25 protein-coding genes are annotated in these 26,621 nt (G+C 46.6%); 17 read left to right on the top strand and 8 right to left on the bottom strand.

Annotation, left to right across the window (positions count from 1 at the left end; all coding sequences use genetic code 11):
• Positions 1-36 precede the first annotated feature (36 nt).
• The 3 genes from KNQ03_RS00840 (at position 37) to KNQ03_RS00830 (ending at position 1,591) form a co-directional block, all read left to right on the top strand.
• On the top strand, positions 37-423 hold the full coding sequence (locus KNQ03_RS00840; protein WP_214723047.1) for a hypothetical protein: 387 nt from the start codon (positions 37-39) through the stop codon (positions 421-423).
• Between the two features lie 163 nt (positions 424-586).
• Positions 587-1,249: a type 1 glutamine amidotransferase domain-containing protein gene (locus KNQ03_RS00835; RefSeq protein ID WP_214723045.1), complete on the top strand. Its 663-nt coding sequence runs from the start codon at positions 587-589 to the stop codon at positions 1,247-1,249.
• A 54-nt stretch (positions 1,250-1,303) separates the two neighbouring features.
• Entirely contained in the window at positions 1,304-1,591 is a 288-nt protein-coding gene (locus KNQ03_RS00830; RefSeq protein WP_064299947.1) for a putative quinol monooxygenase, read from the top strand.
• A 70-nt stretch (positions 1,592-1,661) separates the two neighbouring features.
• Here the strand turns inward: KNQ03_RS00830 and KNQ03_RS00825 are convergent, their stop codons facing one another.
• From KNQ03_RS00825 to KNQ03_RS00810, 4 genes are all read right to left on the bottom strand, one after another.
• The gene (locus tag KNQ03_RS00825) at positions 1,662-2,516 is read right to left on the bottom strand and encodes a LysR family transcriptional regulator (RefSeq protein WP_214723043.1); all 855 of its coding nucleotides are present in this window, start codon (positions 2,514-2,516) and stop codon (positions 1,662-1,664) included.
• An 89-nt stretch (positions 2,517-2,605) separates the two neighbouring features.
• On the bottom strand, positions 2,606-3,838 hold the full coding sequence (locus tag KNQ03_RS00820) for a chloride channel protein (RefSeq protein WP_214723041.1): 1,233 nt from the start codon (positions 3,836-3,838) through the stop codon (positions 2,606-2,608).
• A complete protein-coding gene (locus tag KNQ03_RS00815; protein ID WP_050677800.1) occupies positions 3,835-4,185 on the bottom strand; it encodes a potassium channel family protein in 351 nt (116 codons plus the stop codon). The genes KNQ03_RS00820 and KNQ03_RS00815 overlap by 4 nt, the downstream gene beginning before the upstream one ends.
• A gap of 24 nt (positions 4,186-4,209) precedes the next feature.
• Positions 4,210-5,187: a DUF389 domain-containing protein gene (locus KNQ03_RS00810; protein WP_214723039.1), complete on the bottom strand. Its 978-nt coding sequence runs from the start codon at positions 5,185-5,187 to the stop codon at positions 4,210-4,212.
• A gap of 140 nt (positions 5,188-5,327) precedes the next feature.
• Between KNQ03_RS00810 and KNQ03_RS00805 the strand changes: the two genes are divergently transcribed.
• On the top strand, positions 5,328-5,822 hold the full coding sequence (locus KNQ03_RS00805) for a hypothetical protein (RefSeq protein ID WP_214723037.1): 495 nt from the start codon (positions 5,328-5,330) through the stop codon (positions 5,820-5,822).
• Positions 5,823-5,886: 64 nt separating this feature from the next.
• Here the strand turns inward: KNQ03_RS00805 and KNQ03_RS00800 are convergent, their stop codons facing one another.
• On the bottom strand, positions 5,887-6,918 hold the full coding sequence (locus KNQ03_RS00800; RefSeq protein ID WP_214723035.1) for a zinc-binding dehydrogenase: 1,032 nt from the start codon (positions 6,916-6,918) through the stop codon (positions 5,887-5,889).
• 169 nt (positions 6,919-7,087) lie between these two features.
• Here KNQ03_RS00800 and KNQ03_RS00795 point away from each other — a divergent pair, with 169 nt between their 5' ends.
• Positions 7,088-8,158, top strand: coding sequence for a peptidyl-alpha-hydroxyglycine alpha-amidating lyase family protein (locus tag KNQ03_RS00795; protein WP_214723033.1), 1,071 nt, complete (start codon positions 7,088-7,090; stop codon positions 8,156-8,158).
• Between the two features lie 67 nt (positions 8,159-8,225).
• On the opposite strand, the gene KNQ03_RS00790 is transcribed toward KNQ03_RS00795, so the two are convergent.
• Together KNQ03_RS00790 and KNQ03_RS00785 are read right to left on the bottom strand one after the other, a co-directional pair.
• On the bottom strand, positions 8,226-9,836 hold the full coding sequence (locus KNQ03_RS00790; RefSeq protein ID WP_214723031.1) for an ABC transporter permease: 1,611 nt from the start codon (positions 9,834-9,836) through the stop codon (positions 8,226-8,228).
• A gap of 47 nt (positions 9,837-9,883) precedes the next feature.
• Positions 9,884-10,768 carry an ABC transporter ATP-binding protein gene (locus KNQ03_RS00785; RefSeq protein WP_064299955.1) on the bottom strand — a complete coding sequence of 295 codons (885 nt, stop codon included), beginning with the start codon at positions 10,766-10,768 and terminating at the stop codon, positions 9,884-9,886.
• Between the two features lie 234 nt (positions 10,769-11,002).
• Between KNQ03_RS00785 and KNQ03_RS00780 the strand changes: the two genes are divergently transcribed.
• Both KNQ03_RS00780 and KNQ03_RS00775 read left to right on the top strand, forming a co-directional pair.
• The gene (locus KNQ03_RS00780; protein WP_064299956.1) at positions 11,003-11,596 is read left to right on the top strand and encodes a TetR/AcrR family transcriptional regulator; all 594 of its coding nucleotides are present in this window, start codon (positions 11,003-11,005) and stop codon (positions 11,594-11,596) included.
• Between the two features lie 147 nt (positions 11,597-11,743).
• Positions 11,744-12,181: a hypothetical protein gene (locus KNQ03_RS00775; protein ID WP_064299957.1), complete on the top strand. Its 438-nt coding sequence runs from the start codon at positions 11,744-11,746 to the stop codon at positions 12,179-12,181.
• A gap of 45 nt (positions 12,182-12,226) precedes the next feature.
• On the opposite strand, the gene KNQ03_RS00770 is transcribed toward KNQ03_RS00775, so the two are convergent.
• Positions 12,227-12,745, bottom strand: coding sequence for a hypothetical protein (locus KNQ03_RS00770; protein WP_214723029.1), 519 nt, complete (start codon positions 12,743-12,745; stop codon positions 12,227-12,229).
• Positions 12,746-13,218: 473 nt separating this feature from the next.
• Between KNQ03_RS00770 and KNQ03_RS00765 the strand changes: the two genes are divergently transcribed.
• The 10 genes from KNQ03_RS00765 (at position 13,219) to KNQ03_RS00720 (ending at position 26,612) form a co-directional block, all read left to right on the top strand.
• Complete coding sequence (locus KNQ03_RS00765; protein ID WP_214723027.1) at positions 13,219-14,445, top strand: MFS transporter; 1,227 nt, start codon at positions 13,219-13,221, stop codon at positions 14,443-14,445.
• Between the two features lie 15 nt (positions 14,446-14,460).
• Complete coding sequence (locus KNQ03_RS00760) at positions 14,461-14,982, top strand: GNAT family N-acetyltransferase (RefSeq protein ID WP_214723025.1); 522 nt, start codon at positions 14,461-14,463, stop codon at positions 14,980-14,982.
• A 210-nt stretch (positions 14,983-15,192) separates the two neighbouring features.
• Complete coding sequence (locus KNQ03_RS00755; RefSeq protein WP_214723023.1) at positions 15,193-18,897, top strand: ABC transporter permease; 3,705 nt, start codon at positions 15,193-15,195, stop codon at positions 18,895-18,897.
• A gap of 64 nt (positions 18,898-18,961) precedes the next feature.
• A complete protein-coding gene (locus KNQ03_RS00750) occupies positions 18,962-22,690 on the top strand; it encodes an ABC transporter permease (protein WP_214723021.1) in 3,729 nt (1,242 codons plus the stop codon).
• A gap of 140 nt (positions 22,691-22,830) precedes the next feature.
• Positions 22,831-23,724 (top strand): DMT family transporter, encoded by an 894-nt coding sequence (locus KNQ03_RS00745; protein WP_214723019.1) that lies wholly within the window; start codon positions 22,831-22,833, stop codon positions 23,722-23,724.
• Positions 23,725-23,752: 28 nt separating this feature from the next.
• Positions 23,753-24,109 (top strand): DUF7878 domain-containing protein, encoded by a 357-nt coding sequence (locus KNQ03_RS00740; RefSeq protein WP_214723017.1) that lies wholly within the window; start codon positions 23,753-23,755, stop codon positions 24,107-24,109.
• A 133-nt stretch (positions 24,110-24,242) separates the two neighbouring features.
• Positions 24,243-24,764, top strand: a complete 522-nt coding sequence (locus tag KNQ03_RS00735; protein WP_214723015.1) for a hypothetical protein — start codon at positions 24,243-24,245, stop codon at positions 24,762-24,764.
• A gap of 233 nt (positions 24,765-24,997) precedes the next feature.
• The gene (locus KNQ03_RS00730; protein WP_023468122.1) at positions 24,998-25,876 is read left to right on the top strand and encodes an NmrA family NAD(P)-binding protein; all 879 of its coding nucleotides are present in this window, start codon (positions 24,998-25,000) and stop codon (positions 25,874-25,876) included.
• Positions 25,863-26,156, top strand: coding sequence for a hypothetical protein (locus KNQ03_RS00725; RefSeq protein ID WP_023468121.1), 294 nt, complete (start codon positions 25,863-25,865; stop codon positions 26,154-26,156). The genes KNQ03_RS00730 and KNQ03_RS00725 overlap by 14 nt, the downstream gene beginning before the upstream one ends.
• Positions 26,157-26,192: 36 nt before the next feature.
• The gene (locus KNQ03_RS00720; RefSeq protein WP_055967752.1) at positions 26,193-26,612 is read left to right on the top strand and encodes an RrF2 family transcriptional regulator; all 420 of its coding nucleotides are present in this window, start codon (positions 26,193-26,195) and stop codon (positions 26,610-26,612) included.
• The last annotated feature ends 9 nt before the right edge of the window (positions 26,613-26,621 follow it).

Below are 26,621 nucleotides of genomic sequence, written 5' to 3'. Positions count from 1 at the left end.
TTTATTATGGAATTAAAGTAAAAAGGAGGGGTTCATATGTTAAAACGGCTAACGTTCGTTTGTGTGACCTTATGCGTCGCGATCGTCGCCACCCTTGTCGCTGCACGCCACTCAACTGGAAACACCATTTCGTTTGAAGAGCCGTTATCGGTTTACATCGCGATTGGACTAATTGTCTTCTTATTCTTACCACCGCTCGTCCTATCGTTTTTCGAACACCCTGTACTGAAGATCGTCAATGTCATTTATCAATCACTGATCGTTTTTAGCTTCGTCGGACTAATTCCGGTCGGCTTCTTGATTCCGAACGGTTCCTCGACGATCATCGTCGCTGTCCTTGGAACGGTCGCAAGTCTTGCTAGTGTCATCGTGACGGTACGAAGTCACTCGATGTTCTCTAACTATTCTTCTGACGTACGTTAATCTATCTTTCAAACTGCTTCCGTCGTCATGATAGGAAGCAGTTTTTATTTTTAAGTATAAATTTATTTATCGATAATCTCATTTTTATTAATTTGTTTTTTGATTCATGCGGGCATATTCTAATCACGTAGCCAATCGGCAAACGAAAAAGGAGGAACATATCATGAGTAAACACGTATTAATGGTCGTCACGAACGCAAAAGAAATGAAGGAAGGTCACGCAACAGGACTTTGGTTGTCTGAGTTCGCAGAAGCATACATTGAGTTCAAAAACGCAGGATATACGGTAACGGTTGCAAGTCCGAACGGCGGCGAATCACCAATCGACGCACGGAGCCTTGAAGATGAAGTCCCAGCTGAAATCCAAGCAACAGCTCCACTCTTGAAAGAGACACTTGATTTAAAAGCAATCCAGGACTTCTCAGCATTTGATGCAATCTTCATGCCAGGTGGACACGGTACGATGTTCGACTTGCCACAAAGTGATGCCTTGAACAACGCCCTTCGGACATTGTTTGAAGCGAACAAAACGGTCGCTGCGGTCTGCCACGGACCAGCTGGACTCGTCAGTGCGACACTCTCAGACGGAACACCACTCGTCGCTGGAAAGACGATCGCAACGTTCACGGATGAAGAAGAACGCGCGACAGGTCTTGACGTCTACATGCCATTCTTGCTCGAGACACGTCTTCGTGAACTCGGAGCGAACATCATCACGGCTGACAACTTCACGGAAAACGTCCAAGTCGACGGAAACCTTGTCACGGGTCAAAATCCACAATCTACGATTGCGGTCGCGAAAGCCGTCATCAATACACTTAACTAATCGAAACAAGGGATCCTTTGGATGAAGGATCTCTTTTCATAGGAGGTTCTATCGATGATTCAACTGATTGCCCGGATCGAAGCGCATCCGAATCAAGGCGAACAGCTCGCTTCTATCATCGAAGGTGTGATCGCCCCTTCGCGTGCCGAGGCAGGCTGCCTGACGTATCAGACACATCGCGCTATCGATGATCCGAACGTCTTCTATTTTTATGAACAATGGCGTGATCAAGACGCTTTCGATCAGCATGTCGCCTCACCACACTATCAAGCCTATCGAGCAGACAGTGCCAATCTCGTCGTTGATCGATACTTGACGTTCTTAGATGACGTATCAAAGTAATATGTAATTCATACAAAAAAAGTCCAATCCTCTCAGCATTTGCTTGTGGATTGGACTTTTTTCATACAATTCAACCTAACGCCTTAATCACCTGTTGCAAAACCGGATCGTGGCGCGAGTCCGTTCGATAGGCGACGTATAACTGATTCGTCGCGAATCGTTCCGGCGCAATCCGTTGTACTCGTCCAGCACTGACCGCTGCCTCGACGAGATAATCGGGCAAGACGCTGATCCCGTGTCCTGCTTCGATCGCTTTTAGTATCGCATCGACGTTCGGTAAGATCATTTCCGGACGGATCCCAGGTCGTTCTCCGAACTGCGTCTGATAGTACCGACGAATGATCGGCAGCTCGAGTCCGTAACTGATCCAGCGCTGTCGGTCCATCCATTCCTTTAGATCCGCTTCCGGAACTTCGTAGCCGATCGGGGCGATCAAATGAAAGCGTTCGTCAGCAATCGGGACGTACTGGACGCCCGGTTCATCGATCCGCTTCGTTGCGATGATGAAGTCGAGCTCATTCGCAAGCAAGCGTTGCAACAAGGGAACCGTCAAATCAAAAACTGCCGTGAACTGTGCGACGTCGAGCGGTAGCTTCGGTACGATCCCATGCGTGACGAATTCCGTTGGTCCCCCGAACTTCAAGACCGGACGAGATTGTTCCCCCGCTTTGTACTTCATGTCAAGCGATAACTCCTCGAGCCGATCAATCAATCCGACGACTTGTGTATAGAGAGCTGTTCCCGCGTCCGTCGGAATCATTTGCCGTGGCGCACGGATAAACAAGGATGTCTCTAGTTCTGCTTCCAGTGCCGCGATATGCTGGCTGACCGCCGGTTGCGTCAAAAAGCGAATTCGGGCTGCCGCTGAGACGGAACGTTGTTGGTAAACGTGAATGAAACTCCGATACCATTCAAAATCAATCATGTGTGTTCTCCTTTTACTAGGTCTTCCTGAAAAGTATAGATTCATTTAATCCATAAGACAAATAACGAATAATTTAGTAAGTCATAAATTTATTTATCGGATAATGAAAGATGGTTTTTGTAGTATTTCATGAATTGTTGAACGCCAAGACAGACAAGTAGGATCAACGGAAAGAATTGCAACGGGAATAGAAAGAGGAGAAGCGTAGCGGTCACGAGTGGCTGACGCAAGACGACAGCACAACTTGCCGTGACGACAAGTGTTACGATCAATCCAGGCATGAACGGACTTAATTGGCTGAGACAGAATGCCAGGACTGTACTCGAAAAAATCAACGGAAATATCTTTCCACCTTTCCAGCCGCAGGAAAAACAAAGATGCGTCAATCCCACCTTTCCGATCGCAAGCAACAATAAGGCGCCGATTGACCATGAGGCTCCTTCCTTCGTAAAGTCTAGGATTTCATGTTCACCAGAAAACAGTAAGTAAGGTGTGAGCATGGATGCAAGACCAATCGCGATTCCCGCAATGAGTGCGAGAAGGATTGGGTTGCCGACGCGAGAGACCATCCAGTTCGTCACCCGCTCCATCCATAAGAAGAAGAGTCCGAACGCGATACCGAGGAGAATCGCCGGAAGGATGAACCACATGACAGTCGCATTCCACGTAATCGGTGGTATCTTGATTGCGAACAAGCGGTCATGGGGTACGAGGTGCATGATGAAACGAAAACAGGTAATTGCGACGAGCGTACAAATGCCGTAATAAAAGATGCGTTGTATCTTTTGCCAGCGTGACGTTGCTCGTTGCATCGGTTCCTCCTCGATCGCTTCAGAGACACTGACGAACGGGGCATGAAATATCGTCGCTAGCATCGCAGCGTATCCCGTCTGCAAGAAACTTTGCCGTTCCGGCTCCGTCAACCTTAGCCGGTCACCGATCCACGTCACCATTCCCCCTAAGATGCTGATCAGCGCAGCTTCTGGTCCTAAACTCGCTCCACACGTCAGCACGATCCATGCGGCAACGGCGTTTTTCCAGAGGGCACCGCGATAAGGTACACGACCTTCTTGCTTAAAGTTAGCAAGCGTCTCGTGCATCGTCTTCGGGTAATCCCCCACAGACTTTTGAATCAGACCAATACCGATACCACCGAGTAGACCGACGCCGAGTCCATAGAAAGATACATCCAGTACAGACGGTAACCACTCCCATACATAATGAATCGATGCGTTGATGCCACTTAAAAACAAGGCAGCCGTCAATCCGACGATTGCTCCGAGGATCAGACAATGCAAGAAGTGCGTCAGATGTGGTTTCATTTCTGCTCCTCCTTCTTCTTCTTGTCCCGGTGATATTGTTTTAGGGCCATATTGAAGTTCACGATGACGGCACTGAGAACACCGACGCCAAGCATGACATACACGATCGAAAACAATTTACCGAACGCCGTCTGAGGGACGAGATCCCCGTATCCGACCGTCGCGAGCGTCATAACGGAGAAATAGAAGGCATCCAGAATACTGAACTGTTCGACATTGTGATAGAAGACCGTCCCAATCAAGAAAAGTGCCCCGACCATGATCATCAATGCCTTTTGTTCTTCTTGCTTGAATAAGATACGGATGACATGAAAAAAATTTCGGATCAAGATAAAGAACGCCAGCATGCTCTTTCCTCCTCAGTTCCGTCATCACTGCATACGTTCATTAAACAATTCCTCTAGTTGGTCAGGATCAAGTTGATTCAAATCAGGGATCTGGATCAAGGTCAGTTTGACACGTGATAGTCCATAGTCGTCGAGCGACTGTTCCAGCCGTTCCCGTTCACGTGCATCATACCGTTTGCCTAACGTCGTCACCGTCAATTGCTGGCGTTTCTCGTCATAGCTATGCTGAACGACGAACGTCTCTTGAAACGTTTCCTCGACATAACGGTCAAGATTCGTCTCAAACAAACTGTCCTGACTAAGCAGATAGGCTGTATAGACACTTGGTATACTGATGAGACAGGCTAGCGCGATCAAGGAACGATTGATTCGTTTTGATGCCTGGATCCGTAAACTCTGATCCGTCCGTAAGAGCCATTTGACACCTAGGAACGTCGCGATCAAAATGAAACTACAGTTGATCAGGAACAGATAACTAGCACCAAGCGCGTAGGTCATGTTCTGATTCGCAATGGCGTACCCGACCGTACAGACTGGTGGCATCAAGGCGGTGGCAATCGCGACACCGGGAACGATATTATTCGCCCCTTTCTTGCGTAAACCAATCCATCCCGCGACTCCCCCAGCAAAGGCGATCAGTACGTCCCAAATCGTCGGGAACGTCCGCGCAATCAGTTCATCACTCGCTGCCGTCAAAGGCGAAAAATAGAAATAGACGGTCGATGTCACGATGCTGATCGTCAACTGGACGAGCAACAGCCGAAGTGCTTTCTTGAACAGAGGTATATCCGAGATCCCTAACGCCATACCGAGACCGAGAATCGGATTCATCAGCGGCGAAATCAACATCGCTCCGATGATGACAGCGGTCGAATTCAAGTTCAATCCGATCGAGGCGATGAAAATCGCACACATCAAGATGACAGCATTGCTCGATCGAATCGTCAGCTCCCGATCGATTTTATTTCTCGTCTCTTGCAGATCATAGACCGATGCTTCCATGAAGGCTCCACCTTTCCACCGTCGATTAATACGAGTCGCACCATTCAAGTCATTGGTTTTTATTTACCCAATTTTTAGTGTCTTCGCCTTACTTCCCTTATGAAAATAAAAAAATCCCTTTAATGAAAGGTACATCATTCATGAAAAAATTCCGCGGCAAACGCCGTTATTTTAAAAATCTCGAACTGGAATTCAACAGTTTTTCTTCTCCAGCCTATATTGATCCAGACGTTTGGTTTAACGACTGGCACGAGCACCCTGACTTTTCTGGACATGGCAACGCGAGTCTGCGCATTCGTAAAGCACATCTTCGGATCGCGTTGAGCGCTATGCAGGACATGCGACAAAAACTAGCGGAAAAACAGATTGAACATCAGCTTTACATAACGATTGTCCTCGAGGATGCTTCACAAGACGCACTACATGTCCACACGACGAATCCGGACGGAACCCCATTCCCACTTGAGCGGATTCAGTCGTTCCCTCTCGCTTCACACGTTCCGACCTGGGTAACGGAACTCTTTCCGGGCAACCGGTATACGATTCATGAATCACAGGAGGAATTCATCGATTATACGGAAGAGGAGCCTGTCAGCTCGACCGTCACGCTTTTTTACATCTTGCCTAACCGTTAACGATACGACAACGAGCTATCCTTTCCATCACAGGAAGAGGATAGCTCGTTTTGTTCGGTTTCTCTTATGGTAGCAAGACGACCTTGCCGAATTTACCTGCTTGTTTGAAGTACGCTTGGGCTTCTCGCGCTTCAGCGAGCGGGAACGTCCGGTCAATGACGGGCTGAATCGTCTGTGTCCGAACGGCCTCCAGTAATTTCTCATAATCATGGCGATTGCCAAGGACGGATCCTTGTAGACGGATATGTTTCAAATAAAGCGTCCGAAAATCGAGCGAAGTTACCTGTCCCCCGGACGATCCAGAAATACAGTACGTTCCGCCGCGCTTTAGCAGATCCAGTCCTTGTTTGAACACCGCATCGCCAACGACGTCGAGAATCGCATCGACCGGACCGACTTCTTGCTTGACCTGCTGATCCCAGTTCTGCTCACGGTAGGAAACGACCAAGTCCGCCCCGAGTTCGTGCAATTGATCCGTCAGCTTCAAGTCACCGACGAGTGCGACGACACGGGCTCCGAAGACACGTTTTGCAATCTGGACGTTGAGTGAGCCGACACCACCACTGGCACCTGTTACGAGAACCGTCTGTCCTTGTTGTAAGTCAAGTTGCTCGACCATGTGCCACGCCGTCAATCCACTGACCGAGAAGACCGCACTGTCCGTATAGGAAGCAAGCGGCATGTCGTAGCAGAGTTCGAGCGGCCAGCAGACATACTCCGCGTATCCGCCGTCATACTCGGAACCGATGAACGATAAGTCCTCGGCACTCTGTTCGTCAGCGATTTCTCCACTCGCCGTGAACGGGAACAAGACGACGTCGCGTCCGATTTCCGTCTCGGCGACACCGTCTCCGACCGCGACGATCCGACCGCTGATGTCTGAACCGGGAATCCGGGGAAACTGCACCCCTTCTGCTTTCCAGCCCGATTCACTCTCTGCACCATAGGCGCCTTCCCGCATCCAAATTTCTGTATTGTTCAAGGCACAAGCTTTGATTTCAATCAGTACCTCTCCTTGTTTCGGTTGTGGTGTCTCTTGATCGATATAAGCGAGCTGCTCAAGCCCACCATGCCCCGTTACGGTGACTGCCTTCATGTTTTTGCCTCACTTTCTTTCTTCCATATGATATCTCTCTTCTTTACCCGTTCGTCCTGATTTTAATATCCTGCTTCCGTAACCCGCTGTCTCCTACTGTAGAACGATTCGACCTCGTTTAATATCTAGATATAATTTGGATACGAATTCACGTCTGGAGGAACGATGCATGAAAAAACGACTGATCTTTATAGGTACATTAGCAACATTTACATTACTAGGTCTTGTTTGGTCTAGAGGCGGCGCAGATCCCGTCATGAAAGACAACTATCCACCCATCCCAAAAGATACGACGTATCGCGGTCAGGTCGCTTGGCCACTTGAAACGCGCGATCGTTCGATTGCCGGCGAAGCAAGCGGCGTCGCTGTTGCTCCGAACGGTGACGTCTACTATTTACACCGGGGTAGTAATTCATACGGGGATGACACCTACATCACAGAACCGACATTGATCGTGCTCGACGGAAAGACGATGCACGTGAAGAAGCGATTAGGCGCAGGACTGTTCAAGTCACCGCACGGTCTCGAAGTCGATGACCAAAACAACATCTGGATTACCGACATCAGCCTGAACCAAGTCTTCAAGCTCGACCCGTCAGGCAAAGTCTTGCAAGCGTTCGGGAACGCATATGGTCCGTTCACGGAAGTCGGTCTGCGCATCCGAAACGTCTTGCCAAGCATCCCCCTACATCTGGATGAAAAGACATTCGCTCGTCCGACAGACGTCACCGTCCTCAAGGATGGCTCGTTCGCCGTATCTGACGGCTACCGGAATAGTCGCATCGTCATGTTCGATCCAAAAGGAACAGTCAAATGGGAAGTCAATGAACTCGGCAAACAAGACGGACAGTTCAATCTGCCGCATGGGATCAGTAGCGACGATGAGATGAATCTCTATGTGGCGGACCGGGACAACGCCCGGGTCCAAATCTTTAATCGAAACGGCAAACACATCGATACGTGGTCGTCAAAAGAACTCGGTCGACCGTACGGAATCGAAGTCGGTGCGAACGGTAAAGTCTACGTCGCTGATGGCGGAAACTATTTAAATGGACAAAAAAAGAACGCGCAGAGTCAAATCGTCATTTTGAACAAACAAGGAAGGATTGAGAAACGATTAGGTGCATGGGGCAAAGAAGCGGGACAACTCCGGATTGCGCACGACATCGCGGTCGGTTCGGATGGAACGATTTATGTCGCGGAACTAATGAATGAGCGACTTCAGGTGTTTTCCAAGTGATGAAATATACCTCGCCTTAATACGTCAGCAGCCTGTCTCGTTATTAAATCGAGACAGGCTGCTTCGTTTAAGATCCTTCCTGAAAATCACGACGTGCATATCCGACTTGACCGATGACAACAAGAAGACATGCTACTACGAGCAGGACACCGAACAGTAGTCCATCGAAGTCTTCCGTCGGTACTTGCGGAATCAATCCTTGGATCGCCGTATACTCCACCCATTTTGGTAAGTCGATGATTCCACCGAAATACCCAATAAAGAAGGAATAGGTCACGTATACATAGGTTAACTTGCTCCACGTTGGTCGCCACCCGATGAATAGAGCAGCCAATCCAAGAAACAGGAGAACTGATGGCAGATAGTTGATTCCGGCAATGAAAAAGTCAGTGAATGTCATGGTCGCGTCCGGTCCCATTACTGAAATGGCAGTAAAACCTAGACTACTGATGACGATGAACATCGAGATGAGAGATGACGCGACAGCTAAACCAATCGTATTCCAGTACAGTTGCTGTCGTGAGACTTTCGTCGCGAACAACGGACTCAAGCGCCGACGGTCCTCTTCGGTGTATAACCGGTTCATGAGCGTAATCGGTAAAATCGCAACGAGGACCATCATGATCATCATGATCGTGCCGGTAAAGGATTCTTCAATCGTAACACCTGAAACCGTGAACATCTGCTGGATGGTTGCATTGCTGTCAATGAATGTCTGCATGTCTCCATAAATCGAACCATAGGCAAGAGCCATGATTAGAAAAGCGACCATCCATGCGATGATGCTTCCGCGACTAATCCGAATCAACAGACCACGGATCGATAACAAGGATCGATTGGCTGTAGCACGTCCCTCTTTTTCAGGCAGATACCCTGCGCCCATGTCCCGATGATTTTCAAGAACTAGAGCCACGGTCATCAAAATGAGGCTCACTCCGATCGCCATTACGAGAAACAGCCAATTGTTCTCCGTGAATGGATAGGTCAAATACGTCCATCCCAGCGGATTGAGCACTGATAGTTGGTCATTCGATACATCCGTACCGGCGCGTCCTAAATAAAGAAGACCAATCCATCCCATCACACCTGCCGTCGCACTAGAAGACGACGGCATGATTTGAGCAATCAGTAAGGCAAACGTTGCACCTAAGATCCCTGCAGCCCCAACCGAAAGACCGAATAGAGCTGCACCCGCATTTGAAAACGTCTCGACTTGAAAAGCAATCAACGCACCGCTGATCAGTATCGAAATACTAAGATTGATTAAAATCACTTCAATTAGAATAGCGAGTGAATTGGCTTGTCGTCCGATTTGAAAAGAACGCATCAACTCCGTCAGCCCTAAATCTTCTTCCTTCCGTGTGTGTTGAATGACATGGAGTGACGATAAGACCATCGACAATAATGCACAGAAGATGAGCATTTGATGTGAGAACATCGCGCCTAACGTATAGTCCGCTATTGAGACAGGCGTCGTACCGATCATCGAGATCATCGCTGGATTTTTCAAGGTTTCATATAATCCACGCAGACTATCCCCTTTCGCCATCTCTTCGAATGAAGGAATAAAGCCGACCGTAAATAAGGTCACACCGAACGTCCATATTATGATTTTTTTGCTATCCCGTCTGAGATACTGAGACAACAGGATCTGCCAACAGGTAAATTGAAATCGCATTCGTCTTCCTCCTCTTTATCATGTGCAGCACGTAGTATATACCGTCGTCATTTTTCGTAATGGCGCATGAACAGATCCTCTAGTGATGGAGGCACTGCTTCTAAATGAACTACTTCCAGTTTTATCGCCTCTGTAAGAACCGCATTCATGCGAGAAGAATCCATTGAAAATACTGCCTGATTTATATTGCGCTGCGTGAAGTCATGAACACCGTCCAAGTTTTTAATCAATGAAAGATCCTGTTTCGTCTCTAACGTGATGACCGATCGTGTCAAATGTCTCAGTTCTTGTAACGTTCCCGTCTCAACGATTTCGCCTTTTCGAATGATGACGACACGATCCGCTAGTCGTTCGACTTCGCTGAGAATGTGCGATGACAATAAAATCGATTTTCCAGCTTGTTTGATTTTTTCTACCTCTTCTTGAAAAACAGATTCCATCAACGGATCAAGACCGGATGTTGGTTCATCGAAGATGTAGAGATCGGAATCGACTGCTAACGCGGCAATCAGACCGACTTTTTGCCGATTTCCTTTCGAATAACTTTTCGCCTTCTTTTTTGGATCAAGTTCAAAGCGATCGATTAGAGCATCACGCTTCGTTTGGTCTCCACCACCGTGTAACTTCATGAATAGATCAATGATTTCTCCACCCGTCAGATTCCCCCATAATGCGACGTCCCCTGGCACATATGAGATTCTTTTATGGATTTCAACACTATCGCGCCAGACATCCTTCCCGAAGATTTCCGCCTTTCCCGCATCTCGTTTGATGATCCCGAGCAACGTCCGAATTGTCGTTGATTTCCCTGCACCGTTCGGACCGATGAAGCCAATCACTTCACCTCGTTGAACCGAGAACGTGACGTCGGATAAAGCTTGAAATTTCGAGAATTTCTTTTTAACTCCTTTTAGTTCAATAATCGGATTCATGTTTCTTCATTCCTCTCTTCATCTCTAAATTCAGACTTAAAACAAACTAAATCAACAAGTGTAGTATTAAACTAAAACAATCAGTTTAAATAAAATACCAATTAATCTATTTTAGTTCATTTTATGTTTTTTATTTTTATCTGTAAAGATAATAATGTACTAAAATTAATTTGATAGTCCATTTCTAATCCATTACACTAGAGGGAGAAGTATTTTTTATAAGAGGTGAGACAAATGAATGGTTTTGAAAAACGAACGGAAGAAAAGAAAAAACAGATTCTCGATACAGCGTTTCGCTTAATGAATCAACAAGATGGTCATAAGACAATGACAGTCGATGAACTTGCCAAACAGGCAAATGTCGCCAAAACGACGATTTTCAAATACTTCGGTAATAAAGAGGCATTGGTCCAAGAAGTGTACAAACGGTTCATTACGGAGATGAGTACATCCGTAGAAGTCATCTTATCCAAAAATGAGTCTTTCGAAAAAACGCTTCTTGAAATCAGCTTCAATAAATTACGATTTCTGAAGGATCTCGATGAATCGTTTTATCTTGAGATGATGCAACAAATCACAACGAAACAGGATGATGGCTTGTCAGTATTAATGGAGAAATTCGCAAGTGATAGTCACGCGATGATGCTCGATTTATTTCACCGTGGTCGTAAGGAACAGAAGATCGACTTGAAGTATTCCGATGAATTTTTGCTACTCTATTTCCAAACACTTGCGGAAGGCCTGTCACATCCCCAGATTTACGAGCAACTCTTACCTTACACGTCGAATTTCTCAGAAGTAATCATCAAAGGAATTTCACCTCGATAAATACGGTTTGACTTGAGAGTGATAAAACCTAACTAGGAAACGACATCGCCTACGGTTTTTGAAAAAATGAATGACCTCAATTGAAAAGGCAGCAATGTTGCCTTTCTATATTTTGGTAAAATAAAGAAAATCCATCGGGGGTGTCTCATGAAACGTGGTCTAACATTAGCCGTTCTACTGATCCTCGTCGTTTGCATCATCGTTTTCGAACCGTTCCGTGGTGCGCCACCTAATCCCGAAGTCGAGGCAAAAGGAAAGGATGTTCCGACTGTCCAAGGATCTTATTGCTGGGATAGCTTACTCCGCAGTCAATGTGTCGATAAGACGTACCGTGACGGTCTTGACCTAGCAAAAGGGAAAACGCCAGTTACCGTCTCTGCTGGAGCACCCGTCCGTGTCGAATTATCTGGTGATCTTAAAAGCGTAAAACTATCACAATGGGATGATCAAAAACAGGAATCCCCTGTCGCTTTGAAAAAAGATCAGTTCAACGCCCCGACAGAACCTGGCCTCTATGCGTACGAACTAAACTCGCGCTGGGAACAAGGAGACGGACAATTCGGATTCTTACTGAAAGTGCAGTAAAAACAAATAACCCCCTTGATGTCATCGTACGTCAAGGGGGTTATTTCATCCTGCTTGGTGATAAAGTTGCAAAATTCCGAAGACGGTCAAGATGAGATAGCCTGTTCCGATGAACAGAAAGACTGGGCGAATCAATTGATCCTTCGGTTGACGCGTAATGCCTTCGAAGAAACAACTGATGATGAAACCGAGAACGAGGATTACGCTATACATGGAAAGGAAGATGACGAGAAGACCAACGAGACTCGGATTCGTCAACGAAGGTGCTAGACCACCGACTAATACGGCAAGCACAACTGTCCCCATTACGATTCCGATAAGTGGATGGATCGTATTTAGTCGACGGATCACATCATGACGTTTGACGAAACGCTCCACTAGAATCATCGCTGATTGACAGGTCAGTAAAAATAAGATTAAGAAATAGATTGCTTGCTCGACTGGACGGAACGTCGTGAAAAAGACAGCTCCGGTTAGAACAAGGAGTGGAGATATGAAAAAATCAAACGTTTCATTTCTTTCCCTCCTTTCGTACGACTTTCTTGAAAGTGAACGTGTGACCATGACAATGTATCATACAACCTGTTACATCTTTTACCATTTAGTTCGCTTTTTCTAATTCTGATATCTATGTATCATTTTCAATAATTGTAAAAAATTGATAAAATTCTTTACGGTTTCATTCTGTATATGCTAGGATGAGACAAATCATATGAATTAAACGCGTCGAAGAGAACAGTACGTCATCTCGGCTTTTCCTAGAGAGCTCCGATTGGTGGAAAGGAGCATCAGCCATTGACCGAACCAAGCCTCTGAGCAGCACGGTGGAACCGAATCGGGGATATCGTGACGGGTGCTCCCGTTATCGAGCTCAGGTATTTGCCGTTTGAAAACGGTCGTACCGATGAAGGCGATACCGGTGACGGTCTCGCGAACAGGGGTGGCACCACGACACGCACAGTCTCGTCCCCAAGACCAACGTCTTGGAGGTGGGATTTTTTTATTGGCTTAAAAAACAGTAAAAAGGAGTGTGTCATATGTCGAATTGGAAATACCCTGGATTGCTATTACTTGGTGTTGGTGTCTCGAACATCGGCGCTTGGGTCTACTTCATCGCCTTGAATTTAATTGTCCTTGAACGAACGGGATCAGCGTTCGCCGTCTCCGTTCTCTATATTCTGTTGCCGATCTCCGCACTGTTGACGAGCCTCTGGTCCGGTAGTGTCGTCGATCGGATCAATCAGCGCCGCTTGCTCGTCATGCTTGACGTCTCGCGTGCCGGGCTCGTCTTTTCACTGACACTGATCGATTCGTTGTATGTCCTCTATGCCCTCGTCTTTATCCTGAACATCGGCAACACACTGTTTGAGACATCGTCATTGATCTACATGACGAAGCTCGTCCCGGAGACGAGTCGCCAACGGTTCAATGCGTTGAAGAACTTTATTCAATCAGCCGGCTTTATTCTCGGACCGTCGATTGCTGGATTTTTATTTTTAATCGGTTCTCCGGAGACGGCAATCATCCTGAATGCAGGAGCGTTGTTGTGTTCTGCTGCCTTACTATTCGTCTTGCCCGACGTCCGCCAGGCAGAGACTCCAGCGACGTCCTTCTCACTCCAAGTGATTCTTGCGGACTGGAAAGAGACGCTTCAGTTTGCACGGACTCGGCGCTACGTCACGCTCGTCTACGCCTTCTATGCGCTGATGATCGTCCTGATGAGCGGACTCGATTCGCTCGAAGCCTCGTTTGCGACGATCGTGTTGCAACTGGATGAAAGCACGTATGGATTTCTCGTCAGTATCGCTGGAATCGGCATCATCTGTGGTTCTGCCATCAATGCGATCTTCACGCATCGCTTGTCGCTCCGCTTCTTGATTCAATTCGGAGCACTGATGACACCGATCGGTTATGTGATCTTTGCCACAGCGACGTCGTTCCTGACGGCAGCAATCGGCTTTTTCTTGCTGACGTTTGCCCTCGCGTTTGCGAACACCGGCTTCATGACGTTCGCTCAAACGCACATTCCGGTCGAATCGATGGGACGATTCCTCAGTAGCATCCACGTCGTGCAGTCAGCTGGTGTCATTCTCTTGACGGCGTTGATTGGTTTCTATGCGGAGACCTCGATCCGCTTGACGTATACCGTCGCTGCAGTCAGCTTCCTGTTCATCGGTGGATGGATCGTTTGGATCGTCCAGGATCGAACGAAATGGCATCATTTTACGACGGAAACGGACGAAACGATCAAGCTTTCGTCATGAGAAAGGAAGGTATTCATGAACCTGACCGCAAAACGAATTTTCCTCCGTCCGCTTGACGTGACCGATGCACACGTCTTATTCGAACAAACCCAGGATGAGACATTACGTTATTTGACTGGTACGACAGCAACGTTTTCGATTGAACAGATTGAACAGCACATTCTTTCGATTCAAGCTGATCCATCGCGCTTCGATTTCGCTATCTGTTTGAATTCCGGTGAAATAATTGGTGAATGTTCCATTTTAGACATTGAGGCAGAGTTGAAACAAGCGGGCTTTCGTATTTCGATGCGTGCCCTCCCCTGGACCGGTCAAGGATACGGGACAGAAGCGATCGCGTGTATCATCCGGTTTTGTTTCGAGGAACTTCGACTTCATCAACTTGAACTTGAAGTGTTTTCGCATAATGAGCGAGCCATCGCTTCGTATAAAAAAGTTGGCTTTGACATCGTAGAAACGATTCCTGATGCTGTATCCTATGAAGGGCGTTCGTTCGACGAAATCATCATGCGGACATGCAACCCACTCTATGCTTAAAAGAATCACTCCTGATGCAGCACCTCCTTCGAGAGGTGCTTTTTCTAATCTCTTAAAAACGAACATACCTAATTAACAGATTTTTTAGTCAATTCTCTATTATTTGTATATAATGGAAATATAAAAAGAAATATATGGATATGTATATAAGTGATAAGGAGGTAACATTGCACGATTTTCCTTAATTTATACGAAAGCGAGGGATAGTACATGCTGAGATTCATTTGGAATTCCTGGTGGCGCAACAAGGAACGGTTCATTTTGCTCCTCGTCGGCGTCCTGATCGTCAGTACCGGACTGAGTTACTTAATCGGTACGACGCAAGCGAACAACGGAACGGTCGTTGATGAACTGCAAAAACGCTGGGGCTCATCGTACGATATCGTCGTTCGTTCGGAAGGCAGCCGGAGCGTGACGGAAGACTTGAACCTGCTCGAGCCGAACTACATGAGTGGGCTCGACGGCGGGATTTCCCGCAAGCAATACGAGACAATCAAGCAGATTGCCGACGTCGAAGTTGCGGCACCGATCGCGATGATTGGTTATACATTGACATCGAGTAGTGTCGGAACCCATACGATTCAAGAAGAAGGGATTTATCGTTTGAAAATAAAGGATTCTCAAAATACGGGACTCCAAAACGAGTCTTATACCATGACAACGTTTCTCGCTGCTGGCTGGGAACCAATGGGTGATGCAACGCGCACAGGCGTCTCCCCTTTGAAGCTCGGTGAACAACCCCTCTATGACTACGGCTCACAAGTCATGATCGCCGGAATCGACCCTGCTGCCGAAGACCAGCTCGTCGGTTTGAAAAAAGCGACTACTACTGGAACATATAGCCGTTTCTTCACCGAAACGGATCTTCCCGCTTCGTACGGTGATCAAGCGACGCAGATTCCGATTTTATTGAACTCTCGCGAATACGTCGATGCGACGCGCACTTATACATATGAAAAGGTAGAGCTTCCGTTCACTGCAACCGGTGTTGCAGACATGGTCCAAAAGATTGAACAAAAAGGTGGGAAAACATACCTGAATAAACTACCGGTAGAAGAGCCTACCTCCTATTCGATCACGACTCAAGACGTCCAAAAAAAGCTGGTGGATGGTATCCTCAAAAACACCTTGCCAACAGGCGATGCGAACAATAGTGATTCACTGTCTTCCATTACTTTGAAACCTTCACCGGTTGAATACAAAACGATTAAAAGTCCGTACGGTTCCCGTTGGCCCTTTACCTACCAAGTTCAACCAAAAGAGGTTGCCAAGGAATCCTTACTCTTCAAGCGAAGCATGTATCGCGAAGCACGTGAGTTTGAAGGTGGTTTTAAAGGCTGGAAACAAGTCCATCTCAACTTTATCGGTGTCTTTAACCCACGGAAGCTCGATGTTTCAAAGGATCCGTTGACTGAACTTCCAATGGAAACTTACTTCCCGGCAAAAGCACAGTGGGTCATGGATCAAAATGATCGTCCGGTCAATCCAGTCCGTGACGTCAAGCCCGCCAACGACTCCTATGACTTCCTGACGAAACCACCATCGATGCTGACGACACTCGATGCTGCCTTTAAGTTACGCGGGGATAAAGCAATTTCTGCGATTCGCGTCAACGTCAAAGGGGTCGAGACGATGAACGCAACAAGTGAGAAAAAATTGCAAGCTGTCGCACAGGAAATCGAGGATAAGACGGGTCTGATCACGGACGTCACACTCGGTTCCTCCCCGCAACTCGCCTTGACGTATTTACCCGGTCTAAAAGGAGAATCGGCACTCGGTTGGGTCCAGCAACCGTGGATCAAACTCGGGTCGTCGATCGCGATTTTCCAAGAGGCGAAAGTCGGAATGAGTGGCATCATCGCGAGCGTCATCGCTGTCGCGCTCGTCTACGTCTTCAGTTCGAACATCATCTTGCTCTATGCTCGAAAAAAAGAATTCGCGATTTTACTCTCGCTCGGATGGCGTCCACGGCAGCTATCGAGACTCCTCTTCCTAGAAGCGACACTTCTTGGAACGCTGGTCGCACTCATCGCCTGGGTGATTCTCGGATCATTTTGGATAACAGCGGATCACCCGATTGCCCTCGGACGCATCATCTTGATCGGATTGTCCGGGCTTTTGATCTACTGGGGCGGTACGATTGTTCCGACGTTACTCATCAGACGCATTCAACCATTTGAAAGCATGCGCTCTGGCGAAGTCTCAAAAGGACGTCGTTTCGTCCGGGCACAAAGTGTTCTTGGAATGAGCATCAACCAACTCGCGACATACTGGCAACGCACGCTTCTGTCCATCATCGCAATTGCCTTACCGACGAGCTTGTTCATCTTCTTCTTGTTCATCACGTTCCGACTGAAAGGCGTCTTATATGCAACCTGGCTCGGTGAATACGTCGCGCTCGAAGTCGGTACGATGCATTATGTCGCAATGGGCGTCGCCTTACTCATCGCCATCCTGACGACGACCGAGATCATGTGGCAAAACGTCAACGAACGAAAGAATCAACTCGCTGTCCTTAAAGCGACAGGCTGGCGGAACGGTCAAATCCGACTTCTCGTCTTAAGCGAGGGTGTGATGACTGGACTCTTCGCTGGAATCGTCGGTCTACTTGTTGCCTTAGCAATGATTGGCTTCGTCTATAATCAGTTCCCATCCAGTGAACTTGGTTTCTTAAGTCTTATGCTCCTGATTCCGGTAACGACTGGTGTGTTCGGTGCCTTGCTTCCTGCCCAGCGTGCTGTACACATCACACCGAATGCTGCCATCGGTGGCGTAAACGATAATCAACAATTGACCGAACGTCGCTTCAAATGGGCACTCGGTAGCATCGCTGCTACGCTCGTCATCGGGACGACGAGTTTATTCCTCCTCGCTGCACCTGAAACGAGAACGGCTCAAAAAGAAATAACGACACCAAAAGTACAAACGACCGGACAAAAATTAAAAAATCTCGCTCAAGATCCTGACGATAAGAAACATACTGCCGAAGACAACACGGCACTGGAGCAATTGATGAACGCAGGCGCTATTCAGACGTACCCGGGTGACCCGGCGGCGAAGAATTATGACTTCTTTGTTAAAAAGCTCGTCTCAACACCAAAAGAGTTAAAGCTCAAGGAGAAGTCAGGATATCGTTTCGTGACGATTCCAGTTTTCCTTCATAACCGGGATGAATTAGCTGCAGGTTCGTTTTCGTCGTATCGACCACAAACCTTCTCGTTGATTGCTCTTGACGGAAAAGAGTTCACTCCCGTCGATTATGTCAATCACGATAAAACGGCTTGGATAAATGCATTCAAATACATCAATTCGAAAAAATCATGGGTCGATCTTGTTTACCAAGTACCAGTTGATCAAAAGGTGTTCGTATTGCTTGCAAAAGATGAGGCCGTCGAAAAAACGACGACCGTCAAGATCACGCTCGACGATATCAAAAAAGCGAATACGTCAGCTACTACTCCTTCAACAGAGGAAACGGAAAAATTAAAAACATTGATGGGGCGAGGTGTCACGCAAACAACTCCCGGGAATCCGAAACATCAATTTGATCGTTTTCATGTCGAAGCATTGATTAATACACCAAAAGAACTGAATTTAAAGCAACGTGCTGGTTATCGTTTCGTGACGATCCCTGTCGTCATGCAAGATACAGGGGATGATCTGGGAGGATTCATAACTTATCGTCCCAATCGGTATGCCTTGACAGACTTGCAAGGAACCGATTATGAACCGATCGATTATGTGAATCGCAATGAGAAAGCCTGGAAAAACGGGTTTCAATATTTCGCACCGTACAAGTCACGAGTGGAGTTGGTTTATCAAGTACCAATCGATCAGAAGCGATTCGTTCTGTTCGCTTCTGATCCAGCGTTCCCTAAACCAACGACCGTCAAAATCGATCTGACGAAACAATAATTTAATCACTAGGAGGAATTTGACATGGGTCGTACCATCATTGAAAGGAATCGAGGTTTTATCGATGCTTAAATTCATCTGGAATTCCTGGTGGCGCAACAAGGAGCGGTTCATTCTGCTCCTCGTCGGCGTTCTGATCGTCAGTACCGGACTAAGTTACTTAATCGGTACGACGCAAGCAAATAACGGAACGGTCGTCGATGAACTGCAAAAACGCTGGGGCTCATCGTACGATATCGTCGTTCGTCCGGAAGGCAGCCGGAGCGTGACAGAAGACTTGAACCTGCTCGAGCCGAACTATATGAGCGGGCTCGACGGTGGGATTACCCGTAAGCAGTACGAGACGATCAAGCAGATTGCTGACGTCGAAGTCGCAGCACCGATTGCGATGATTGGGAACTACAATACGAATGCTGAAACGGATACCTATAATTTCAAAGAACCGGGCATTTACAAAATTTCGTTTACGGATATGCAAGATACTGGGCTGAAGAAAGAAACAGAATCTTATTCATTCTTTGCCGGAGCCGGTTGGTTCCCTCCTGAGAGTGACGGATTGAATCGAGATGTTTCACCGCAAGAATTAGGCGAGTTTCCCATCTACGGTTACGGGAGCGCAGTGATGCTTGCCGGGATTGATCCGGAAGCAGAAGCACAACTCGTTGGACTCGATCAGGCAACCAAAAAGGCTACGCATAGTCGTTATTTCACGAAGGACGATGTCGTGAACGATTATGGTGACGGTGTTTGGGACATCCCATTGATCATGAACAGTCAGGAATACGTCAATGCTTCGCGGACCTATCGCTACGAGAAAGTCGATATCCCGCTCGTCAAAGATTCAATGGTTGAAACGGTGCGCAGTATTATGAAAAAAGGTGGCGAATCCTATCTCAAGACGCTTCCTGTTAAAGATACGAAGGAATACTATATTTCGACAGAGCAAGCATCAAAGCAACTTATTAAGAACATTCTCGAAGATAAGGTTCCGGAAAAAGCAAGTGGTAGCTTTGACTGGATGTTTTTAAAGCCATCGTCTGTCGAGTATCAAACGATTGCTAGTCCCTTTGCCAAACGTTGGCCGTTCACCTATCAAGTAACACCTCAAGAAGTCGATAAGGACGCCCTCATTTCGAAACGATCGATGTATCGAAAAGCTCGTCTCTTCGGTGACAACACGGGTAACCTTGATAAAGTACCGAAAATGCATTTGAACTACATTGGTGTCTTTGATCCGAAGAAATTGAACATCTCAAAAGACCCATTGACGGAACTGCCGATGGAGACCTATTTCCCGGCGAAAGCCCAATGGGTCATGGACAAGAATGAAAAACCGGTCAATCCAGTCCGAGAAGTCAAACCGACGAACGATCCGTATGACTTCTTGACGAAACCACCATCGATGCTGACGACGCTTGACGCCGCCTTTAAGTTACGTGGTGATAAAGCTATCTCTGCCATTCGTGTCAACGTCAAAGGTGTCGAGACGATGAACGCGACGAGTGAGAAAAAGTTGAAAGCTGTTGCTCAAGAGATCGAGGACAAGACCGGTCTGATCACCGATGTCACGCTCGGCTCCTCGCCACAGCTTGCGCTGACATACCTCCCTGGATTAAAAGGTGAATCGGCACTCGGTTGGATCCAGCAACCTTGGATCAAACTCGGTTCGTCGATGGCCATCTTCCAAGAAGCGAAAGTCGGCATGAGCGGCATCATCGCAAGTGTCATCGCTGTTGCGCTCGTGTATGTCTTTAGTTCAAATATCATTTTACTCTATGCCCGCAAGAAGGAATTCGCGATCTTACTGTCGCTCGGTTGGCGTCCACGTCAGCTCTCGAAGCTTCTGTTCCTAGAAGCAACGTTACTCGGCACACTCGTCGCCTTGATTTCTTGGACGATCCTCGGTTCGTTCTGGCTAACGACGGATCATCCGATTGCCTTATCACGGATCATCTTGATTGGACTCGCCGGACTGTTGATTTACTGGGGCGGTACGCTCGTCCCGATGACGCTCATCCGCCGGATTCAACCATTCGAAAGCATGCGTTCTGGTGAAGTCTCAAAAGGTCGTCGCTTCGTCCGGGCACAAAGTGTCCTTGGGATGAGCATCAACCAACTTGCAACGTATTGGCAACGGACGATCCTCTCGACAATCGCGATCGCCTTGCCGACGAGTCTGTTCATTTTCTTCCTGTTCATCACCTTCCGACTGAAAGGTGTCCTGTATGCGACATGGCTCGGCGAATACGTTGCACTCGAAGTCGGCACGATGCATTATGTCGCAATGGGTGTCGCTTTACTCATCGCTATCCTGACGACGACGGAGATCATGTGGCAAAACGTCAACGAACGAAAGAGTCAGCTTGCCGTCTTGAAGGCAACCGGCTGGCGGAACGGTCAAATCCGGACGCTCGTCTTAAGTGAAGGATTGATGACCGGACTGTTCGCTGGAATCATCGGCTTACTGATCGCTCTTGCGATGATCGGCTTCGTCTATAACCAGTTCCCAACAGGTGAGCTCGGCTTCTTGAGTGTTATGTTGTTGATTCCTGCCATCACGGGAGTTCTCGGTGCCCTCTTACCCGCTCAACGCGCCGTCAGCATTACACCAAATGCTGCGATTGGAAGTGTCGCAACGAATACGAAAGCGACGGAACGACGTTTCCGACTCGCCTTATCCGCAGTTGGTGGTGCCCTTGTCGTTGGTGTCGCTTCCCTATTCTTCTTTGCTACGACAGAAGAAGGACCTGCGTCCACGAAACCGGTACAAACAGTTGCACCAACGGTCAAGACGACAGGAACGAAATTGGCAGATGTAAAAGACAAGAAAAAGAAAACGTCCTCTACGAAAAAAGTCAATTCGAGCAAGCTCGATCAACTAATGAATCGTGGAGTCGTTCAAACCTATCCGGGAGATCCTAAAACAAAAAGCAATATTTTCCATGTTGATAAACTTCTCCTATCACCTCCAAAGGAGTTGAAATTACCAACTCTTGATGATGAACAATATGTTACCGTTCCCGTCATCCTTGAGAACTACAAGGATAAAGACGCAAATGGCGGATATGGTATTTATAAGCCAAATCTATTCACGTTAGAGGATACAAGCGGTAATGTATACGAAGCTGTCGATTATGAGAACCGGAACCCAGACGCTTGGAAGGACGGCTATCGCTATTTCCCACCTTTCGTTTCTCGCGTCGATCTTGTGTTCCGTGTTCCAAGTGATAAAAATACGTATGTGCTTCTCGCGACAAGCGAAGCCATTGCGAAGCCGACGACCGTCAAAATCGAAGTCGATGCTGCGAATGCTGCATCAACCAACGTGAAGACCGGACAAAAGAACAAGTCAAAGAAAACGAATACAGACGCCATCGAAGAACTGATGAATAAAGGTGGTCTTCAGACTTATGCTGGTGATAAAAATTTAATGAAAGAACGTGGGTTCATGGTCAGTTCGGCGAAACGTGTTCCACTTAAGAATCTTCCGAAAGATAAACAAGCCGTATCTGTCAGACTTGAGATGCAGGTAAAGGGTGAAGATTCAGCTGACTCTTATATCGACTATAAACCCTCTTCTTTCCCATTGATTGATCGTCACAAGAAAAGCTACACGCCTGAAGAAACGATTAACCTAAACAAAAAAGCCTATTCAGAAAGCTTAGGTTATTACGCTCCGTTACACTCAAAAATTGATGTCATCTACATCGTACCGAAAAATGAAAACACCTTCGTCATGAACGTAAAAACAGGATTTACCGGTTTTCTCTACACCGTTAAAATCAAATTATGATTACTACTTAATCACTGGCTGTCATATGACGGTCAGTGATTTTTCTATTTATACCGAAATTAATTTCTTAACGTTCTACTTTTGGTAAGATGAAATACAGGAAAAGAATTGGAAGTAAACTACTTAAACGAGGACCTGCTATGACCTATTTCATGTATCTGTTTTGTTTGATCGTCTGGGGACTGAACTTCATTGCTGTCAAAATCCAAGGAACACCTGTCGCCTTAGAAGTATCCCTGACCTATCGATTAGCGATGACCGCTGTTCTTTTCATCCTATTCGCGTTGCTCGTTAAACGAACGAACAAACCTACCGCGACGGACATGCCTTTCATCGTCGTATTCGGTGTCTGTAACTTCGCGCTTAGTTACTTATGTCTCTATTACGCGACGATGTTAAGCTCTGCTGCGATCGTAACATTGATTTTCTCACTCAAGGTCATTCTGACACCAATCGCTCTGCGCTTGTTTTTAAAAGAGACCCTCCATGCGCGCGTTTGGATTGGCGGATGTTTTGGTATCATCGGCGTCGGTGTCCTGATTGTTCCGAGTCTAGGTAGCATCCATGGACTGACCGATTTAAAAGGTGTCTTGATTGCTCTAGTCGGCACGCTATTGACGTCAGTAGGTGACGCCAGTTCAGCTCGGAACGCCAAGCAACGAATCAACCCGGTTCATGCCAACGCGATTGGATTCACTGTCGCGAGTCTACTGATGGGCGCCATCGTCTGGTTCCAAGGAACACCGCTTACGCTCCCGACAACCGTCACCTATCTTTCTGCCTTACTCTATTTAACCGTGATTGCATCGTTTCTTGCCTGGCTGTTTTATTTGAAACTCGTCGAACGGATCGGTGGTGCGAAGAGCGGCTATATGGTCGCGCTATTTCCGTTGATTGGCGGTGTTGCTTCCGTATTGATTGGTGAATCGACGCTGTCTCTTCCTTTAATCATCGGCTGCCTATTTAGTTGCATCGGGGCTTCGATTGCTCTAGGGATTCGTCCGTTTCGGCAACAAAATAAAGTATTCAGCTAATGTCAATTCATGAACCGGAGTGATGAACATGTCTTCTCAAATCAGATGTACATATGATTTTTTAAATTCACCGAACGCTATTTCAAATGCTTCAGCAAGAGACATCCCCACCATTCTGTCGATTGAAGCGAATGTCAAAATCATCATTGATCATGCACTATATCTTGAAACATCATTAGCCATCTTCGAGTTCTATAAATCGTTGTATCGGTGGAAAAGATTGGTGACACCTTCATGTACTCCTGCCTTTTATTATTATTCGGTGGAGTTTGACCATGATGAAGAAGGGGCAATCGTATCGATGATCCCTTCTGCTGATCAAGGAAACATTCAATCGATTTGGGGCGATGAACGGATGAACACTGTTTTCCGCTCGACACCTTAGTGACGTGCTTGTCTGATTTAGAAAGGCAACTGCGATTCGATCTTGAAGCGTACTTCGACATTCAGCTGGATGCCTTCATCCGTCACATTCCCTATTCGTCACCAAAACTTTAATAGAATGAGGAGACTTCTATATGCTTGATTTATCTCGGTTCCAGATCGAGCTTGATATCAAAAAGCCAACACCCTATTTTCAGTCAATACCAGAACGCTGTATCCGCTTTTTAATGGAAGACCTAAATGCCTCGCAGTTGAAAGAAATTCTTCAGACGATTTTTCAAGAAGACAGATCCATCCATCTTCTATTCGTCGCTGCGTACATTCATCGTTTTCGTCGTTATTCAGCAAAGGCACGAGTAGGCTCGTCGATTACGATTCGAAACTGGAAAGAGTATATCGTGGAAGATAAAGGAGATTATACGGGTGTCGTCTATGCACATGTGAAACATATAAAGCTAGATGAAGTCATCTCCTACTGCTTAAACGTCTATCGAGGGCACACGCCAGCTTACATCGTCTTCTATGACTCAGTTTTTCTTTTGTATATGTCGACGGATGTAGTGGATGTCATCGGAACAGATGTGAATGCGATTAGGTCACTCAAGGAAACATACGCGGAACTTTACAATAGCTTTCACGACAAGTACGTCGAGTAATATTCATAATAAACCTAGATATGTAAACATAAGTATTTATAATTAATTTTTTTGAATATTAAGGTTCATATATTGAATAAATGGATTACTTAATTATGTTTTGAGCAGGAACTATCATCTATCCGGTATTTGAAGGATAATTAGGGTATTATATAACTAATACAAGTATTTTATTTACCACTTTACAACATCAGTGATGCCTCGCTCATCTAAGAGAGGAAAGGAATTTTCCCATGATTTTCATTACGGACTTTTCTTCACCGATCGGGCAGCTCGTCAGCCAACGTATGCGCACGGAAGAACAGCCTTTTTGCATTGGGGTATCCGATCCACAAGCCGCTTCCGAATTATATGGAGAGCATTTTGACTTTCGTCGATTCGATGTCCAGGATGCCTCGACGTTCGTAGAAGCACTCGCAGGATGCGATCAAATCTTTCTCGAATTTCCTGCAAACGCGGACTTGGAAACATTCGAATATTTTATTCATTATCTCAGACAGACTGCCCTGCAACACATCGTCTACCTCTCAGCCAAAGACGCTCTATCCCTCCCGTTCACGCCACATCATCGTATTGAAGTCGTCATTCGCCAAACCGACATTCCCTACACGATCATTCGTCCTAGCTACTACATGCAGCATTTAAACATGTTCATGCGAGATATGTTACGAGATCATGCACACCTCTTCGCACCGGCAGGAATTGGTAAGACGTGCATGATTGATGCCCGTGACGTAGCGACCGTCGTGATGACGTGTCTTGAAAACCCAGCCACTCACTTCAATAAAATCTATACGATCAGCGGTGAAGCGGCTTACAATTTTTACGAAGTCGCCCGGCTTCTCGGAGAAGAACTTGAAACAGAGATCATGTATACGAACCCGTCGATTGATTTTTTCCGGTCCTTTATGATGCAACATGGATTGTCTTACGAAGAAACCAATGAAATCATCAAACTTCATGTGCCGATCTTATTAGGTCTAGCGGATGAGACGGATAACCACTTTCTAGAACTAATTGGTGAACGACCGATCACCCTTCGGCAATATATAAAAGACCATCTATCCGATTGGGTAAATGAAGAGGAGGGCAAAGCATATGATTACTCATGAACGAGCACTGTTCGTTCGTCAATGCATCGTCGATTATTATCACCGGCTCGGCATTCATTGTCAGGTGACGATATTCACAGAGTACCCATTGCAATTGTTGCTCGACTTCGACTCTCGAAGAGATGAACTGATTACGCCTCAACGGCGAAGCCTCTCCTGTCGGTACATTCGCGCACACCTCATTTCTGCTTTGATCACATTCGATGATTCCTACACGCATGTTTACATGACGAAAGCGCCCTTTTCCTCCATGACGCGATATTGTCTCTTGATTGTCTGAAATCATCGTCAGTCAAAAATGAAAGGAGATGCGATCGTGCGGTTGAAACGTGCTACGGAACACGGCTTGCTGACATTACTTTTTTTGGCACACACCTCAAAATCGATGACACGAAGAGGAGAATACGTAAAGACGAGAGACATTTCGCTTCAATGTAACATCTCGTACGAGCATCTTACGAAGATCATTTCAATTTTAGGAAGAGCAGGTCTTTTACGAACCCATGCTGGACGAGAAGGTGGTGTTCAACTCCTTCCATTGAGTCATACTGTCCGGGTCGGAGAAGTCGTCGCATTATTCGAACGTCCGCTTTTCCCGGGAACTCGTTATCAGGTACGTGCGTTAGATCAACTATTAGATGTTGCACTGATTTCGTTCTTTAATACGCTCAATCAAGTTACGATAAAGCAATTAGCGGACGATTTACCACCTCACTTTTTCTTAGACATATCATGATTTACTTCT

The organism is Exiguobacterium sp. s143 (assembly GCF_018618895.1).
Taxonomy (GTDB): domain Bacteria; phylum Bacillota; class Bacilli; order Exiguobacteriales; family Exiguobacteriaceae; genus Exiguobacterium_A; species Exiguobacterium_A abrahamii.
Note: the sequence above shows the minus strand (reverse complement) of the source record. Positions and strands in the feature narration are given on the sequence as shown.